Source organism: Streptomyces sp. NPDC059142 (genome assembly GCF_042755665.1).
Taxonomy (GTDB): Bacteria; Actinomycetota; Actinomycetes; order Streptomycetales; family Streptomycetaceae; genus Streptomyces.
Genome location: NZ_JBHZDA010000134.1, coordinates 1 through 15,141 on the forward strand (window position 1 = coordinate 1; position 15,141 = coordinate 15,141).

Below are 15,141 nucleotides of genomic sequence, written 5' to 3' on the forward strand. Positions count from 1 at the left end.
CCGCCGAGCGGGCTGGGGCGGGGGGGGGGGCGGGGGGGGGGGGGGGGGCGGGGGGGGGGCCGGGGGGCCGGGGGAAGGTCAGCCGAGGCCGCCACGCCCGATGACCTGCGCGTACCAGCGCGCGCTGTCCTTGACCGTACGGCGCTGTGTCGCGAAGTCGACATGGACGATGCCGAACCGCTTGCTGTAGCCGTAGGCCCACTCGAAGTTGTCCAGCAGCGACCAGAGGAAGTAGCCGCCCACCGGCGCGCCGTCCGCGATCGCCCGGTGCACCGCGCTGAGGTGCGAGTGGAGGTAGGCCACGCGCTCGGGGTCGTGGACCTCGCCGGACGGGTCCGCGTAGTCGTCGTACGCCGCCCCGTTCTCGGTGACCATCAGCGGGGTGCCGGGCAGTTCGTCGCGGAGCCGGGTGAGCAGTTCGTACAGCCCGTCCGCGTCGACCGGCCAGTCCATGGCCGTACGCGGCCCGGGAGCCGGTACGAAGCGGACGCGCCCCTCGGCGGCCGGCCACGGTGAGGGCGTCTCCGAGGAGCCCGCGGCGACGACGGTGGGGGAGTAGTAGTTGATGCCGAGCGAGTCGATCGGCGCGGAGATGGTCTCCAGGTCGCCGTCCCGCACGAACGACCAGTCCGTCAGTGCGGCCGTGTCGGTGACCAGGTCCTCCGGCAGCCGCCCGTGGAAGACCGGGTCGAGGAAGATCCGGTTGCCCACGGCGTCGATCCGGCGCACCGCGTCGAGGTCGGCCGGTGTGTCGGTGAGCGGCCGCAGGGCGTGCAGGTTGAGCGTCAGCGAGATCTCGGCCTGACGCGGCAGTGTGTCGCGCAGCGCGCGGACGCCCAGACCGTGGGCCAGGTTCAGATGGTGCGCGGCGCGCAGCGCGGCGGCCGGATCCGTACGGCCGGGGGCGTGCACCCCGGAGGCGTAACCGAGGAAGGCCGAGCACCACGGCTCGTTGAGCGTGGTCCAGGTGGAGACACGGTCGCCGAGGGCCTCGCCGACGAGGCGCGTGTACTCCGCGAACCGCTCGGCCGTCTCCCGCTGCGGCCAGCCGCCCGCGTCCTCCAGCTCCTGCGGCAGATCCCAGTGGTAGAGCGTGGCGACGGGCCTGATGTCCGCCGCCAGCAGGGCGTCGGTCAGCCGCCGGTAGAAGTCGAGGCCGCGCTGGACGGCCGGGCCGCGCCCGGTGGGCTGGACCCGCGACCAGGACACCGAGAAGCGGTAGTCGGTGACGCCCAGCTCCTTGAGGAGCGCGACGTCCTCGTCCATCCGGTGGTAGTGGTCGGCGGCGATGTCACCGGTGTCGCCGTTGCGGACCCGGCCGGGCGTCCGGCTGAAGGTGTCCCAGATGGACGGCGTACGGCCGTCCTCGGTGGCGGCGCCCTCGATCTGGTACGCGGCGGTGGCCGTGCCCCACCGGAATCCGGCGGGGAAGCGGGCCTCCACGGCGGTCTGAGGGCGAGCGTCGACAGCGGTCATGAAGAAGGGCTCCCGTGAGTGAGCGACGGAACAGTGGGGGTACGGGTGGTGCGGTGGGGGGATACGGGTGGTACGGGCGGGGTCAGCCCTTGACGGCGCCCTGCATGATGCCGCCGACGATCTGCCGGCCGAGCAGCCCGAAGACCACCAGCACCGGCAGCGTGCCGAGCAGGGTGCCCGCCATGATCACGGACTGGTCGTGCACATAGCCGCCGCCGAGCTGGCGCAGCGCCACCTGGACGGTCGGGTTCTGCGAGGAGAGCGCGATGATCGGCCAGAAGAAGTCGTTCCACGCCGTCATGAAGGTCAGCATCCCGAGTACCGCCATCCCGGGCCGGGCGATGGGCACCACGATCGACCAGAAGATCCGCGCGGTGGAGGCGCCGTCGACCCGGGCGGCCTCGATCAGCTCGTCGGGCAGCGACTGCACCAGGTACTGCCGCATGAAGAACACACCGAACGCGGAGACCAGTCCGGGCAGGATGACGGCCTGGAGCTGGTTGATCCACTGGAGTTCGGCGATCAGCATGAACAGCGGGATCACCCCGAGCTGCGGCGGGATCATCATGGTGCCGATGGTGACGGCCAGCAGCGCGCCGCGCCCGCGGAAACGCAGCTTGGCGAAGGCGAACCCGGCCAGGGTGCAGCACAGCACGGTCCCCACCGTGATCGACCCGGAGACGATCAGCGAGTTGAGGAGCGCCTTGCCGATGTCCGCCTCCTCCAGCACCGCCTGGAAGTTGTCGATCAGGTGCGGGCCCGGCAGCAGCGTCGGCGGCACCTTCGCCAGATCGGCGTTGGAGCGGCTGGCCGCGACGACCGTCCAGTAGAACGGGAACGCCGAGAAGAGCAGCGAGACGGTCAGGATCGTGTACGAGAGCCAGCCGCCCCGCATCGTGCCCCCGGCGCGGGTCCTGCGCCGGACCGGAGCGGGCTCGGGCTCCTTCCCGGCGGGCGGGGACGGTGGGGTCGGCGGCGCGGTGAGTGTGGTCATCGCCCGGCCTCCTTACGCGAACGGCGGCGCGCGACCAGGGCGTTGATGCCGACCAGGATCAGGATGAGCAGGAACATCACCCAGGCGATCGCGGCGGCCCGGCCGAGGTGGAAGAAGCCCCAGCCCTGTTCGTACAGGTAGAGGCCGAGTGTCTGGTACTGGTGCGAGATGCCGCCCGAGATGGACCCCTCGAAGAGCAGCGGCTCACCGAAGAGCTGGGTGGCGCCGATGGTCGAGACGACGACCGTGAAGATGATCGTGGGCCGCAGCCCCGGCAGGGTGACATGGATGAACTGCCGCCAGCGCGAGGCCCCGTCGACCTCTGCGGCCTCGTACAGCTCGCTCGGGATGGACTGCATGCCCGCCAGATAGATCAGCGCGTTGTACCCGGTCCAGCGCCAGATCACGATGGTCGACACGGCGATCTGCGAGGCGACGGTGCCGGTCTGCCAGTCCACCGGGGAGACGCCGACCAGCCCCAGCACGTAGTTGATCAGTCCGAAGTCGCGTCCGAAGAGCTGGGCGAAGACCAGGGTCGCCGCGGCCACCGAGGTCGCGTACGGCAGCAGCATCGCCGTACGGATGAACGTCCGCCCGCGCAGCTTGTAGTTGAGGAGATGGGCCAGCCCCAGCGCCATCACGAGCTGCGGCACGGTGGAGAGCACACCGATGGTGAAGGTGTTGCGCAGCGCGGTCCAGAAGAACGCGTCGGTGAAGATCGCCGTGTAGTTGCCGAGTCCGCGCCACTGCATGTCGCCCGGCGTCTGCAACTCCACCCGGTAGAGCGAGACATACGCCGTGTAGAGCAGCGGGAAGAGCCCGAAGGCGGCGAACAGGGTGAAGAAGGGGGCGAGATAGGCGTACGGCGAGAACGCGCGCCAGGAGCGGCGCACGGCGGACGCCCGGGACACCGGAGAGCCCGGCGCGGGCGGCGGCGCCGCCTTCGCGGTGGCGGTGAGGGTCATGGATCGGCCTTCGCAAGCGGGGGAGAGGAGAACCGGGGCGGGATGCGGAAGGGCCCGGCCGGCCCCGGTCGGGACCGGCCGGGGAACCCGGTCAGCCGATGACGTTCTCGACGCCCTTCTTCGCCGTCGACCACGCCTTGTCGGACGCGACGCCCTTGCGTTCCACCTCGCTCAGCGCGTTGGTGATCTGCTGGGCGACATTGGCGTCATGGACGCCGAGGACCTGTACGGGCGCGGCCTTGGCCGCGTCACCGAAGATCTGGCCGGTCGGCGCGCCGGAGAAGTACGGGTCCTTCGTGTCGGCGATCTGCTCGATGGCACCGGTGGAGGAGGGGAAGATGCCCTGCTCCCGGAAGAGCTTGGCCTGCTGCTCGGGCGCGGTGAGCCACTTGATCAGCTCGTACGCCTCCTTCTTGTGCTCGGCGGCGCGCGGTACCGAGAGGTACGAACCGCCCCAGTTGCCCGCACCGCCGGGCAGCGCGGCGATGTCCCACTTGCCCGAACCGTTCTCGCCCGCCTGGCCCTTGATGTAGCTGAGCATCCACGCCGGGCACGGAATGGTGGCGAACGAGCCCGCCGCGAACGCCTGGTTCCACTGCGGCGACCACTGGTCGAGCTTGGCGCTCAGCCCGGCGTCCGCGGCCTTGACCGAGGTGTCCCAGGCGGTCTTGACGGCCGGGTTCTGCTCGTAGACCAGCTTGCCGGAGGCGTTGTAGTACCGCTCCTCCTCCTGGCCGATCATGATCGAGTAGAGGCTGCCGACGCTGTCGAGCCAGGCGCTCTTCGCCGGTGCCTTCGCCATGTACTCCTTGCCGAGGGCGAGATAGCCGTCCCACGTCGACCACTTCTTCGCCAGCTCGGCGCGGTCGGTCGGCAGCCCCGCCTTCTTGAACAGGTCGGAGCGGTAGCACATCGCCTCGGGCCCGACATCGGTGCCGAGTCCCAGGATCCGGCCGTCCTGCGTCGTCGCCGCCGACCACTTGGCCTCGGCGAACTGGTCCTTGAGCGTGTCCGCGCCGTACTGCTTCAAGTCTTCGAACTTGTCGGACTGCTGCTGGGTGACCGAGGCGATCCGTCCGACCTCCACGCCCTGCACATCGGCGAGCCCGCCGCCGCCGGCCAGCCGGGTCTGGAGCGACTTCCAGTAGTCGGTCTCCTCCTGGGTGTCGCTCTGCTTGATCTTGATGTCCGGGTGGAGCTTCTGGTACTCCGCGTACAGCCCGGCCTCCTTGTAACCGAACGATCCGAAGAGGTCTACGGTCAGCGTGACCTTGCCTCCCGCGCTGTCGGAGGTCCCTGAGGAACCTGACCCGCAGGCGACGAGCAGTGCCCCGGAGAGCACGACCGCACCGAGACGGACCGCGGCCCTGCTGGCGGCTCGGGCGATGGGCATGAGAAGCCTCCCTTGGCTTCGGAGTACACACGAGAGCCGATTGAGAGCGCTCTCAGAATCTGGGGTGGAGCGTGCCCCGGAGCGGACCGCCCCGTCAAGACTCGAACGCGTAACGGATGGGGGCGAGCCCTAACTCGCCTCTGTGTCCGACGTATTGACACTTCTGTTTCAGAAGTTTTACGTTTCCTGGCGTCTGAGAGCGCTCTCGAACGCTCGACGTCCCACCCCCCACCCCCACCACCCCCACATCCCCCCACCACCCCGTGAGGTGCCGCCCATGTCCGTCTCCCGTGCCAGACCAGCCGCCGCGCTGGTCCTGGTCAGCACCCTGGCCGCCATCGGCCTCGGCCCCGCCGCCTCCCCGGCCGTGGCCGCCAATGTCCCCGTCGGAGCGGGCAGTTACTCGGACACCCGGCCCGCCGGCACGTCCGGCCCCACCACCAACACCGGCACGCCCGTCACGCCCAAGGTGACCGAGGCGGCCCGGGACAAGCCGGTGCCCACCAACGACTGGTGGTCCTCCCTCGCCTTCCAGCGGTACGGCGACAACCCGTACTCCACCCCGATGTACGGCCACCCCCTCACCTACCAGGCGACCTCGGGCGGACTGGAGGTCGGCTACCCGACCACCCCGGCGATCGTCGGCGAGGGCCGCCAGTACGAGTACGCCCACAAGGCCGATCTCACCCTCGGGCTGACCGGGCTCAACTCGCCCGACACCAAGGCCGACGACTGGTCGGACTGGACGGTCACGCCCTACTGGTCGGACGGTTCCCGCACCCTGCGGACCACCATCGGACACGGGCTGCCCTACGTCTACGCCAAGGGCTCCGGCGGCGACGCGCGAATCACCACCGCCGCCGCGCCCACCGTCTTCGCCGACGACGGCAACGTCCTCGGCATCACCGTCGCGGGCCACCACTACGCCCTGTTCGCGCCCGGCGGCAGCGACTGGTCGGTCGCCGGCTCCACCATCACGGCCGGGCTCGGCGCCAAGGACTACTTCTCCCTCGCCGTCCTGCCCTCCACCGACGCGCTGGCGACGTACCGGAAGTACGCGTACAGCTTCGTCACCGGCTCCGAGGTGAGCTGGAGCGGTGGCGCCGGTACGGTGAAGGCGACCTACCGGCTCACCACCGAGCCGCAGGAGGGCACCGAGACCGGCACCCTCCAGGCCCTCTACCGGCACCAGTGGCTGCACACCACCGACGCGCTGACCCCGTACACCTATGTCTCACCGCGCGGCACCATGAAGGTCCGCGAGGCGGCCTCCTTCACCACCAGCCAGCAGTCCTCCGGGGTGCTGCCCGCCCTGCCCGCCGCCGACGGGGTGGACCGGGCGCGGCTCAAGGGGTATCTGGACGAGGCGGCGAACGCGGCCGACCCGTTCTCCGGCGCGACCGACACGTACTGGACGGGCAAGGCGCTGGGCCGGCTCGCCCAACTGGTCCCCATGGCCGACCAGATCGGCGAGTCCGCGACCCGTGACAAGCTCCTCGGACTGCTCAAGGGCAGGCTGGAGGAGTGGTTCACGGCGGGCGGCGCGAGCGAGTTCAGCTACGACAAGCAGTGGAAGACACTGATCGGCTACCCGGCCTCCTACGGCAGCGACACCGAGCTGAACGACCACCACTTCCACTACAGCTACTACGTCTACGCGGCGGCGATCGTCGCCCAGTACGACCAGGCGTGGGCCGCCGACGCGGCCTGGGGCTCGATGGTGAAGACGCTGGTACGCGACACCGCCAACCCGAGCCGCACGGACACCGCCTTCCCCTTCCTGCGCGGCTTCGACGTGTACGCGGGCCACAGCTGGGCCTCCGGGCACCAGGGCTTCGCCGCGGGCAACAACCAGGAGTCCTCCTCGGAGTCCACCAACCTCAGCGCCGCCCTGGTGCTCTGGGGCTCCGCCACCGGCGATGCCGAACTGCGCGACCTGGGCAGCTACTTGCTCGCCACCGAGTCCGAGGCGATCGCCCAGTACTGGTTCGACGCCGACCAGGAGGTCTTTCCGTCCTCCTTCGGCCATGACACGGTCGGCATGGTCTGGGGCAGCGGCGGCGCGTACTCCACCTGGTGGACCGCCAACCCGGAGGAGATCCACGGCATCAACGTCCTCCCCGTCACCGGGGGTTCGCTCCACCTGGCCCGCGAGAAGGAGGCCATCCGGCGCAATCTCGCCGAGATGGAGCGGGAGAACGGCGGCCCCGCCGTCGAATGGCGCGACATCCTCTGGGAGTTCGAGGCGCTGGCCGACCCGTCCTCGGCCAAGGCGAAGTGGGACGCGGGCGGCGCGGACTACACACCGGAGGCGGGCGAGTCCAAGGCCCACACGTACCACTGGATCGCCACCCTGGACGCGCTGGGCGCCCCCGACGCGACCGTGACGGGCTCCGTGCCCACCTCGGCCGTCTTCAGCAGGAACGGGGTACGGGTCCACGCGGCGCACAACTTCGGCGCCACCGCCACCACCGTCACCTTCTCGGACGGTACGACGCTCGACGTCCCGGCCCGGTCCACCGCGACGAAGTAGCAGCGCGACGCGGCACACCGGAGGGACCACCCGTACGGCGGGACACGGCTCAGGCCGAGTCCCGCCGTACCAGTGTGGTCGGTGTGATGACCGAGGCGGGCGCGGTGGAACCCTCCCGGTCCCGGTCGAGACCGCGCAGCAGCAGCCGCGCCATCAGCCGCCCCTGCCCGTCGACGTCCTGCTGGACGGTGGTCAGCGCCGGATCCGTGACCCCCACCACCGCGTCCATGTCGTCGAAGCCCACCACGGCCACATCGCCGGGCACCGAGCGGCCCCGCTCCTTGAGCACCCGCAGCGCGCCCGCCGCCATCAGGTCGTTCGCGGCGAACACCGCGTCCAGATCGGGGCACCGGTCCAGCAGCTCCGCCATCGCCAGCGCGCCGCTCTCCTCGGTGAACGCACCCGCCTCCACCAGCGCCGGATCCTCGTCCATCAGCACGTCCCGGTAGCCGTCGAGCCGGTCCGTCGCCGAGGTCTGGTCGGGCGGCCCCGCGATGTGCGCGATCCGCCGCCGCCCCAGGTCCCGCAGATGGCGCACGGCCTGCCGGGCCCCACCGCGGTTGTCGGCGTCCACGTACGGCACGGCCTGCTGGTCCGCGGCCGATGTCCAGCTCGGCCGGCCCCCGTACACCGTGGGGATCCCGGCCCGCCGGGTGATCGCCGGGATGGGGTCGTCGGTGTGCAGGGAGAAGGCGAGCGCGCCGTCGACATGGCCGCCCGCCAGATAGCGGGCGATCCGTTCGTAGTCGCCGGGACCCTCCAGCAGCAGGAGCACCAACTGGGTGTCGTGCGCGGTCAGCTCCTTGCTGATCCCGCGGATCTGCTGGGAGAAGAACGGGTCGGAGAAGATCCGGATCTCCGGCTCCGCGATGATCACGGCGACCGCGCCGGTGCGCCGCGTGACCAGGGAGCGGGCCGCGTGGTTCGGAACGTACCCCAGCTCGTCCACGGCCCGCCGCACCTTCTCCACCAGCGGGCTGCGCACCCCCGCGCCGCCGTTCACGACCCGGGAGGCCGTGGCCCGGGAGACACCGGCGCGCGCCGCGACGGCTTCCAGAGTGGGGCGTGCCCCAGGGGTCGGCTCGGACACGACGTGCGCTCCTCGTCGGTGGATACGGCGGACTGTACGGCGACGGCGACGGCGCCCGCGCGGGGCGCGGCGCGCCAGCCGGACAGACCCCCACACTAGCCGCTGACCATGGCGCCTGAGAGCGCTCCCAGTCCACCGTGGCCCCCTGACATTTCCCCGATGTCCTCCCGATGTCTCCCTGATCCCGGGACTGCCCTCTTTTGAACGGGAGTTGACCGGGGTAGCTTCCGCCCCATGGAGATCCGGCCGCGGGCTGCCCGCAGATCATTCGGACACCGGTCCCGCGGAGCGCTCGCCGCGGCGGCCTCCGCCGTGCTGCTCGGGGTGGTGCTCACCCCCGCCCCCGCACAGGGGGCCGAGCAGGGCACACCCCCGGCGGTGAGCGGCCAGCGGGTGGAGGAGAGCCGTCCGGTCTACTCGTACGAGGACGCGGTCAGGGAGTCGGTCTGGGTCGACACCGGCCTCGACAGCGACGAGGACGGCAGGACCGACCGCGTCGCCGTCGACATCGTCCGCCCGCACGAACCCGCGCTCCAGGGCCGCAAGATCCCCGTGATCATGGACGCGAGCCCCTACTACTCCTGCTGCGGACGGGGCAACGAGAGCCAGCGCAAGACCTACGACGCCAACGGCGACCCGGCCGGTTTCCCCCTGCACTACGACAACTACTTCGTGCCGCGCGGCTACGCCTTCGTCGCCGTCGACCTGGCGGGCACCAACCGCTCCGACGGCTGCGTGGACACCGGCGGGCGCTCCGACGTCCAGTCCGCCAAAGCCGTCGTCGACTGGCTGGGCGGCCGCGCCCGCGCGTACGGCAGCCGCACCGGCTCCGAGCCCGTTCGGGCGGGGTGGACCACCGGCGCCACCGGCATGATCGGCAAGAGCTACGACGGCACCATCGCCAACGGCGTCGCCGCCACCGGCGTCAAGGGGCTCAGGACCATCGTCCCCATCGCCGCCATCTCCTCCTGGTACGACTACTACTTCGCGCAGGGCGCGCCCCTGTACGGCTCGGGCCCCGAATGGCTCTCGGACTACGTGGAGAGCCCCGAGGCCCGCGCCCGCTGCCAGGCGGTCCAGCAGCGGCTGGTCGACGGCGCGCCACGCAGCGGCGACATCACCCCGCTGTGGACCGAGCGCGACTACGTCAAGGACGCGTCCAAGGTGAAGGCCAGCGTCTTCGCCGTCCACGGCATGCAGGACCTCAACGTCCGTACGAAACACCTCGGCCAGTGGTGGGACGCGCTCGCCGACGCGGGCGTGGAGCGCAAGATCTGGCTCTCCCAGACCGGCCATGTCGACCCCTTCGACTTCCGCCGCGCCACCTGGGTCACCACCCTGCACCGCTGGTTCGACCACTACCTCCTCGGTTACGAGAACGGCATCGACCGCGAGCCCATGGCTGACATCGAGCGCGCCCCCGACCGGTGGACCACCGACCGGGTCTGGCCCCCGCGCACCACCGCCACCACCACCCTGCGCCCGGCGAGCGGCGCCCTGCCCGGCGTGGGCACGCTCGGCCGCACCCCCGCCGCGCCCGGCTCCACCGAGACCTTCACCGACGACCGGCGCCTCGGCGAGGACGACTGGGCCACCGACATCGACCGCACCACCCCCGCGAAGACCGGCTTCGTCACCCGCCCCCTCAGCCGGGACCTGCGGCTGTCCGGCTCCTCGAAGGTGACCGTCACCGCCACACCGTCCACCTCGACCGCCCATCTCTCCGCCGTCCTGGTCGATCTCGGCCCCGACACCATCCGTGACTACGGCGCCTCCGGCGAAGGCATCACCACCCTCACCGAACGCACCTGCTGGGGCCCGAGCACCACGGCGGACAGCTCCTGCTACCGGGAGACCGCGGCCCGCACCGCGGACGTGGGCCACAACGTCGTCAGCCGGGGCTGGGCCGATCTGGGCACCTACGCGTCGCCGGAGCGGGGACGCCCGCTCACCCCCGGCACGCCGTACACGATCACCCTCGACCTGGCCGCGACCGACCATGTCGTCCCGGCCGGCCACCGGCTCGCGCTGATCGTCGCCGGTACCGACCGGGGCCTCATCGACCCGCCGGCCGGCACCCCCACGCTCACCGTCGATCTGACCCGCACGGCCGCGCACGTCCCGTTCGTCGGCGGCGCACAGGCGTTCGCCCGCGCCACCACCGGCGCCGTACCCCCGAACGCCGTCCCGCGTGAGCCCCTGAGCGGCGGCGTGAGCGGGTCCCGACCGACCTCTCCCATCCCGGGGGACCAGCGATGAGGACGACGATGGAGACGCCTACGGCCACCTCGGCGGCCACGCGGACGGGGACCCGCTCCGGCGCCCGGTCGCGGTCCACCGCCCTGCTCCGCCGCCTCCCCGGGGCGCGCGCCCTGACCCTGGCGGCGTCCTCGCTGGCCCTGGTCCTGGCCGTGTCCTCGACCGCCCCCGCCCCCGCGCACGCCGCCCCCGCGGAGGGAGCGTCGTCCACCGAGCCCCGCACCGGCTTCGAGACCAGCGACGGCGCGCGGTGGACCGGCGAGGCCGAGGAGCGGGCGTTCCTCTCCGCCGTGGCCCGGGGCGGCGACCGCGTCTCGCTGCGCACCATCGGCACGACGAAGCAGGGGCGCCCGCTCCAGCTCGTCGAACTCGGCGCCCGGCGCGCCCCCGTCACCGTCTTCCTGGTGTGCAGCCAGCACGGCAACGAACCGTCGGGGCGCGAGGCATGCCTCACCACCGTCCGCGACCTCGCCCACCCCCGGGACCGGGAGACGCGGCGCTTCCTGGACCGTACGAACGTCCTCGTCCTGCCCACCGCCAACCCGGACGGCCGGGCCGCCGACACCCGGGGCAACTCCGACGGTGTCGACATCAACCGCGACCATGTCGAACTGGCCACCGCCGAGGCCCGCGCCATGGCGGCCGTCCTGCGCGACCGCGCCCCGGACATCGTCTACGACCTGCACGAGTACGGAGCCACCCCGCCCTACTACGACAAGGACCTCTTCGACCTCTGGCCGCGCAACCTCAACACCGCCCCCGGGGTCCACGACGCGTCACGGAGTCTGTCCGAGCGCTACGTACGCCCGGCGGCCCAAGCGGCGGGCCACTCCATCGGCACGTACGGCATCTGGACCGACCCGGTGACCGGTGACCCCATCCGGCAGACCGCGGGCGACGGCCAGGAGCGCATCCTGCGCAACGCGGCGGGCGTCAAACACTCCCTCAGCCTGCTCATCGAGAGCCGGGTGAACCCGCTGACCGACGCGGAGAAGGCCGACCCGTCCCTCAACAACCGGCGCCGGGTGACCAGCCAGCTCGACTCCCTGGGCGGCCTGTTCTCCTTCGCCGACGAGCGCCGGGCCCGGATCGCCGCGGCCACCGCCTCCGCCCGGCTGGCCGGACTGAGGGACCAGGGCCCCGTCTACCTCGGGGGCGCCGACAACGATCCCGCGCCCTCCGACCGGATCATCCAGGACCCGCCCTGCGGCTACCGGCTGGACGCCGCGCAGTACGCCGGGGTGAAGGACGCGCTCGCGCTGCACGGAGTGGTCGCGCTGCCCACCGGGAAGGGCGCGTTCGTACCGCTGCGCCAGTCCCAGCGGGCGCTGGCGGTGCTGCTCCTCGACGGGCGGGCCGACTACCACCTGACAGCGGCCACCCCCGCCGCCTGCTGACACCGCGAGCCGGGCCGGATCCGATGCGCGCGACGGGTCCGGCCCCGGCTCCGGCCGCTGTTCGGGCACGAGCTCCGGCTCGCGGTGCGGGACCCGTCAGCCGACGGCCAGCCGCGCGGCCTCCTCGGCGCACCCCCAGGCCACGGTGACGCCCGCGCCACCGTGCCCGTAGTTGTGCACCAGCCGCCCACCGCCGGGCAGCGGTACGGCCTCCAACCGCACCCGGGGGCGGGCCGGGCGCAGCCCCACCCGGTGCTCCAGCACCCGCGCGCCCGCCAGCGCGGGCACGATCCGCGCGCAGTGCGCCACGATGGCGTCGGCCTCCTCCTGGTCGGGGCCCAGGTCCCAGGAGCCCTCGGTCGCGGTCCCGCCGAGCAGCACCCCGTACGGCTGCGGCAGTACGTACGTCATCTCGCTCGCGCCCGGCAGCGCGCCCACGAACCACTCCTCGATCCCCGGGTTCTCCACGATCACCACCTGCCCGCGCACCGGATGCACCGACACGTCGGGCACCAGCTCCCGGGCGCCCAGCCCCGTGCAGTCCACCACCGAGGACGCCAACGCGGCCGGCTCGCCGAAGTCCGTCACCGAGCGCCGCTCGACCGTGCCGCCCGCCGCCCGCAGCCGCGCCTTCAGATACCGCAGATAGACCGGCATGTCGATCAGCGGCACCCTGGCCCGCAGCGCCTGGCCGACCCCCTCGGGCAGCTCGTCGGGGCGGGCCTCGCGCAGCCCCCGTACCCGGGACGTCCAGCTCCCCAGCCCGTCGAGGGGGGTGTGCGCCATCAGACCGGGCACGATCCGCACCCCCGTACGTTCCGCGTCGCCCGCGAGCGCCTCGTACCGCTCCAGCGACAGCTCCAGCCAGGGGCCGACCTGCCGGGCCGGCTCGATGCGGTACGGCCAGACCAGCGCCCCGGCCACCGCCGACGTCGTCCTGGCCACCGGATCACGGGTCCACAGCACCACCCGCAGGCCGTCCTCCGCCAGCACCACCGCCGTCGTCAGCCCGATGACCCCACCGCCGACCACGACCACATCGCACGTTCCGCCGCTCATGCACCGACCCTATAAGGCCGGGGGAGCGCCCCGAGCCCCTTCAAAATCCCCTGGACCGCACCGTGTTGCCCACGAGACCCTGCTTCCCCGCCCTCACCTGGGGGAGCGCCGTCCGACCGCGGCCCCGGACGAGCCGCGCCGGCGGGCTGCCACGGCCGGCACTCCGCTACGATCGGACGCTCTGATGACTGCCACACTTGTAGCCAAGGACCTCGCCGCGGGACACGGCGACCGCTCGCTCTTCTCCGGGCTGGACCTCGTCGTCGCGCCCGGCGACGTGATCGGGCTCGTGGGTGCCAACGGCGCTGGAAAGTCCACCCTGCTCCGGCTGCTCGCCGGACTCGACACGCCCGAGGACGGGGAGCTGCGGCTCTCGCCGCCCACCGCCGCCGTCGGCCACCTCCCGCAGGAGCCGGAGCGGCGCGCGGGGGAGACCGTACGGGACTTCCTGGGCCGCAGGACCGGCGTCACCGCGGCGCAGACCGCCTTGGACGAGGCCACCCAGGCGCTGGTCGACGGCGCGCCCGGCGCCGACGACGCCTACGCCGTCGGTCTGGAGCGCTGGCTGGCCCTCGGCGGCGCCGACCTCGACGAGCGCGCCGAGGAGACCGCCGCCTCGCTCGGCCTCACCGTCGGACTCGACCAGCCCATGACGACCCTCTCCGGCGGCCAGGCCGCCCGCGCGAGCCTCGCCTCGCTGCTGCTCTCCCGGTACGACGTCTTCCTGCTGGACGAGCCGACCAACGACCTGGACCTCGACGGCCTCGAACGCCTGGAGAAGTTCGTCACCGGGCTGCGGGCCGGCACGGTCGTCGTCAGCCACGACCGCGAGTTCCTCGTCCGCACGGTGACCAAGGTCCTCGAACTCGACCTGGCCCAGCAGAAGATCACCCTCTTCGGCGGCGGCTACGAGGCGTATCTGGAGGAGCGCGAGCGGGCCCGGCGCCACGCCCGCGAGGAGTTCGAGGAGTACGCGGACAAGAAGGCGTCCCTGGAGAGCCGGGCCCACACCCAGCGCTCCTGGATGGAGAAGGGCGTCAAGAACGCCCGCCGCAAGGCCACCGACAACGACAAGATCGGCCGCAACCTCCGGACGGAGTCCACCGAGAAGCAGGCAGCCAAGGCCCGCCAGACGCAGCGGATGATCGAACGCCTCGATGTCGTCGAGGAGCCGCGCAAGGAGTGGGAGCTGCGGATGGAGATCGCCTCGGCGGACCGCTCAGGCGCCGTCGTCGCGACGCTGAACGGCGCCGAAGCGACCCGGGGCGGCTTCCGCTTCGGCCCTGTCACGCTCCAGATCGACCGCGCCGACCGCGTCGCGATCACCGGCGTCAACGGCAGCGGCAAGTCCACCCTGCTCGCCGCGCTCCTCGGCCGGCTGCCGCTGGACACCGGCCACGCCACCCTCGGCTCCGGTGTGGTCGTCGGCGAGGTCGACCAGGCCCGCGCGCTCTTCCACGGATCAGGGACCCTGCTGGACGCCTTCCGCCCGGCCGTCCCCGACATCGAACCCGCCGAGATCCGTACGCTGCTCGCCAAGTTCGGCCTCAAGTCGGACCATCTGCTGCGCCCCGCGACGACCCTCTCCCCGGGCGAACGCACCCGCGCCGCCCTGGCGCTCCTCCAGGGCCGGGGTGTGAACCTCCTGGTCCTGGACGAGCCGACCAACCATCTCGACCTGCCCGCGATCGAGCAGTTGGAGTCGGCGCTCGACTCCTACGACGGCACCCTCCTGCTGGTGACGCACGACCGCAGGATGCTCAACGCGGTCCGCACGACCCGCCGCCTCGACGTGTCGGCGGGCCGCGTCACCGAGCGCTGACCCCTGGACCCCGGGCCCCGTCGGTACGAGGCTCCGAGGGACGAGGCTCCGTCGGTACGAGGCTCCGGGGGTACGAGGCTCAGACCCGCGGGGGGGGGGGGCCGGGGGGGGGCGGGGCCGCCCCGGGGGGGGGGTGCGCCGCGCGCCCCCCCC

At 72.3% G+C, this 15,141-nt stretch carries 10 protein-coding genes; 4 read left to right on the forward strand and 6 right to left on the reverse strand.

Annotated features, from left to right (window positions below; genetic code table 11):
• Positions 1-78: 78 nt before the first annotated feature.
• The 4 genes from ACFXPK_RS30395 to ACFXPK_RS30410 all read right to left on the reverse strand — a co-directional run bounded on the left by ACFXPK_RS30395 (position 79) and on the right by ACFXPK_RS30410 (position 4,828).
• Entirely contained in the window at positions 79-1,476 is a 1,398-nt protein-coding gene (locus ACFXPK_RS30395; protein WP_385080321.1) for a GH1 family beta-glucosidase, read from the reverse strand.
• A gap of 82 nt (positions 1,477-1,558) precedes the next feature.
• The gene (locus ACFXPK_RS30400; RefSeq protein ID WP_385000395.1) at positions 1,559-2,470 is read right to left on the reverse strand and encodes a carbohydrate ABC transporter permease; all 912 of its coding nucleotides are present in this window, start codon (positions 2,468-2,470) and stop codon (positions 1,559-1,561) included.
• Positions 2,467-3,435 (reverse strand): carbohydrate ABC transporter permease, encoded by a 969-nt coding sequence (locus ACFXPK_RS30405; protein ID WP_385000399.1) that lies wholly within the window; start codon positions 3,433-3,435, stop codon positions 2,467-2,469. Before ACFXPK_RS30405 ends, ACFXPK_RS30400 begins: the two co-directional genes overlap by 4 nt.
• A gap of 91 nt (positions 3,436-3,526) precedes the next feature.
• A complete protein-coding gene (locus ACFXPK_RS30410) occupies positions 3,527-4,828 on the reverse strand; it encodes an ABC transporter substrate-binding protein (RefSeq protein WP_385000402.1) in 1,302 nt (433 codons plus the stop codon).
• A 277-nt stretch (positions 4,829-5,105) separates the two neighbouring features.
• On the opposite strand from ACFXPK_RS30410, the gene ACFXPK_RS30415 reads away from it, so the two are divergent.
• Positions 5,106-7,361 carry a glycosyl hydrolase gene (locus tag ACFXPK_RS30415; RefSeq protein ID WP_385000405.1) on the forward strand — a complete coding sequence of 752 codons (2,256 nt, stop codon included), beginning with the start codon at positions 5,106-5,108 and terminating at the stop codon, positions 7,359-7,361.
• Between the two features lie 49 nt (positions 7,362-7,410).
• Here ACFXPK_RS30415 and ACFXPK_RS30420 read toward each other — a convergent pair whose 3' ends face one another.
• Positions 7,411-8,451: a LacI family DNA-binding transcriptional regulator gene (locus ACFXPK_RS30420; protein WP_385000408.1), complete on the reverse strand. Its 1,041-nt coding sequence runs from the start codon at positions 8,449-8,451 to the stop codon at positions 7,411-7,413.
• A gap of 234 nt (positions 8,452-8,685) precedes the next feature.
• Between ACFXPK_RS30420 and ACFXPK_RS30425 the strand changes: the two genes are divergently transcribed.
• Both ACFXPK_RS30425 and ACFXPK_RS30430 read left to right on the forward strand, forming a co-directional pair.
• A complete protein-coding gene (locus tag ACFXPK_RS30425; protein ID WP_385080325.1) occupies positions 8,686-10,710 on the forward strand; it encodes a Xaa-Pro dipeptidyl-peptidase in 2,025 nt (674 codons plus the stop codon).
• An 8-nt stretch (positions 10,711-10,718) separates the two neighbouring features.
• Entirely contained in the window at positions 10,719-12,107 is a 1,389-nt protein-coding gene (locus tag ACFXPK_RS30430) for a M14 family metallocarboxypeptidase (protein ID WP_385080327.1), read from the forward strand.
• Positions 12,108-12,203: 96 nt separating this feature from the next.
• Here the strand turns inward: ACFXPK_RS30430 and ACFXPK_RS30435 are convergent, their stop codons facing one another.
• Complete coding sequence (locus ACFXPK_RS30435) at positions 12,204-13,166, reverse strand: FAD-dependent oxidoreductase (RefSeq protein WP_385080329.1); 963 nt, start codon at positions 13,164-13,166, stop codon at positions 12,204-12,206.
• A gap of 184 nt (positions 13,167-13,350) precedes the next feature.
• Between ACFXPK_RS30435 and ACFXPK_RS30440 the strand changes: the two genes are divergently transcribed.
• Positions 13,351-14,988 carry an ABC-F family ATP-binding cassette domain-containing protein gene (locus ACFXPK_RS30440; RefSeq protein ID WP_385080331.1) on the forward strand — a complete coding sequence of 546 codons (1,638 nt, stop codon included), beginning with the start codon at positions 13,351-13,353 and terminating at the stop codon, positions 14,986-14,988.
• The last annotated feature ends 153 nt before the right edge of the window (positions 14,989-15,141 follow it).

Coding starts and splice junctions, on each gene's coding strand:
- ACFXPK_RS30435 (WP_385080329.1), bottom strand. CDS start 13,166: ATGAGCGGCGGAACGTGCGATGTGGTCGTGGTCGGCGGTGGGGTCATC.
- ACFXPK_RS30400 (WP_385000395.1), bottom strand. CDS start 2,470: ATGACCACACTCACCGCGCCGCCGACCCCACCGTCCCCGCCCGCCGGG.
- ACFXPK_RS30405 (WP_385000399.1), bottom strand. CDS start 3,435: ATGACCCTCACCGCCACCGCGAAGGCGGCGCCGCCGCCCGCGCCGGGC.
- ACFXPK_RS30395 (WP_385080321.1), bottom strand. CDS start 1,476: ATGACCGCTGTCGACGCTCGCCCTCAGACCGCCGTGGAGGCCCGCTTC.
- ACFXPK_RS30415 (WP_385000405.1), top strand. CDS start 5,106: ATGTCCGTCTCCCGTGCCAGACCAGCCGCCGCGCTGGTCCTGGTCAGC.
- ACFXPK_RS30410 (WP_385000402.1), bottom strand. CDS start 4,828: ATGCCCATCGCCCGAGCCGCCAGCAGGGCCGCGGTCCGTCTCGGTGCG.
- ACFXPK_RS30430 (WP_385080327.1), top strand. CDS start 10,719: ATGGAGACGCCTACGGCCACCTCGGCGGCCACGCGGACGGGGACCCGC.
- ACFXPK_RS30440 (WP_385080331.1), top strand. CDS start 13,351: ATGACTGCCACACTTGTAGCCAAGGACCTCGCCGCGGGACACGGCGAC.
- ACFXPK_RS30425 (WP_385080325.1), top strand. CDS start 8,686: ATGGAGATCCGGCCGCGGGCTGCCCGCAGATCATTCGGACACCGGTCC.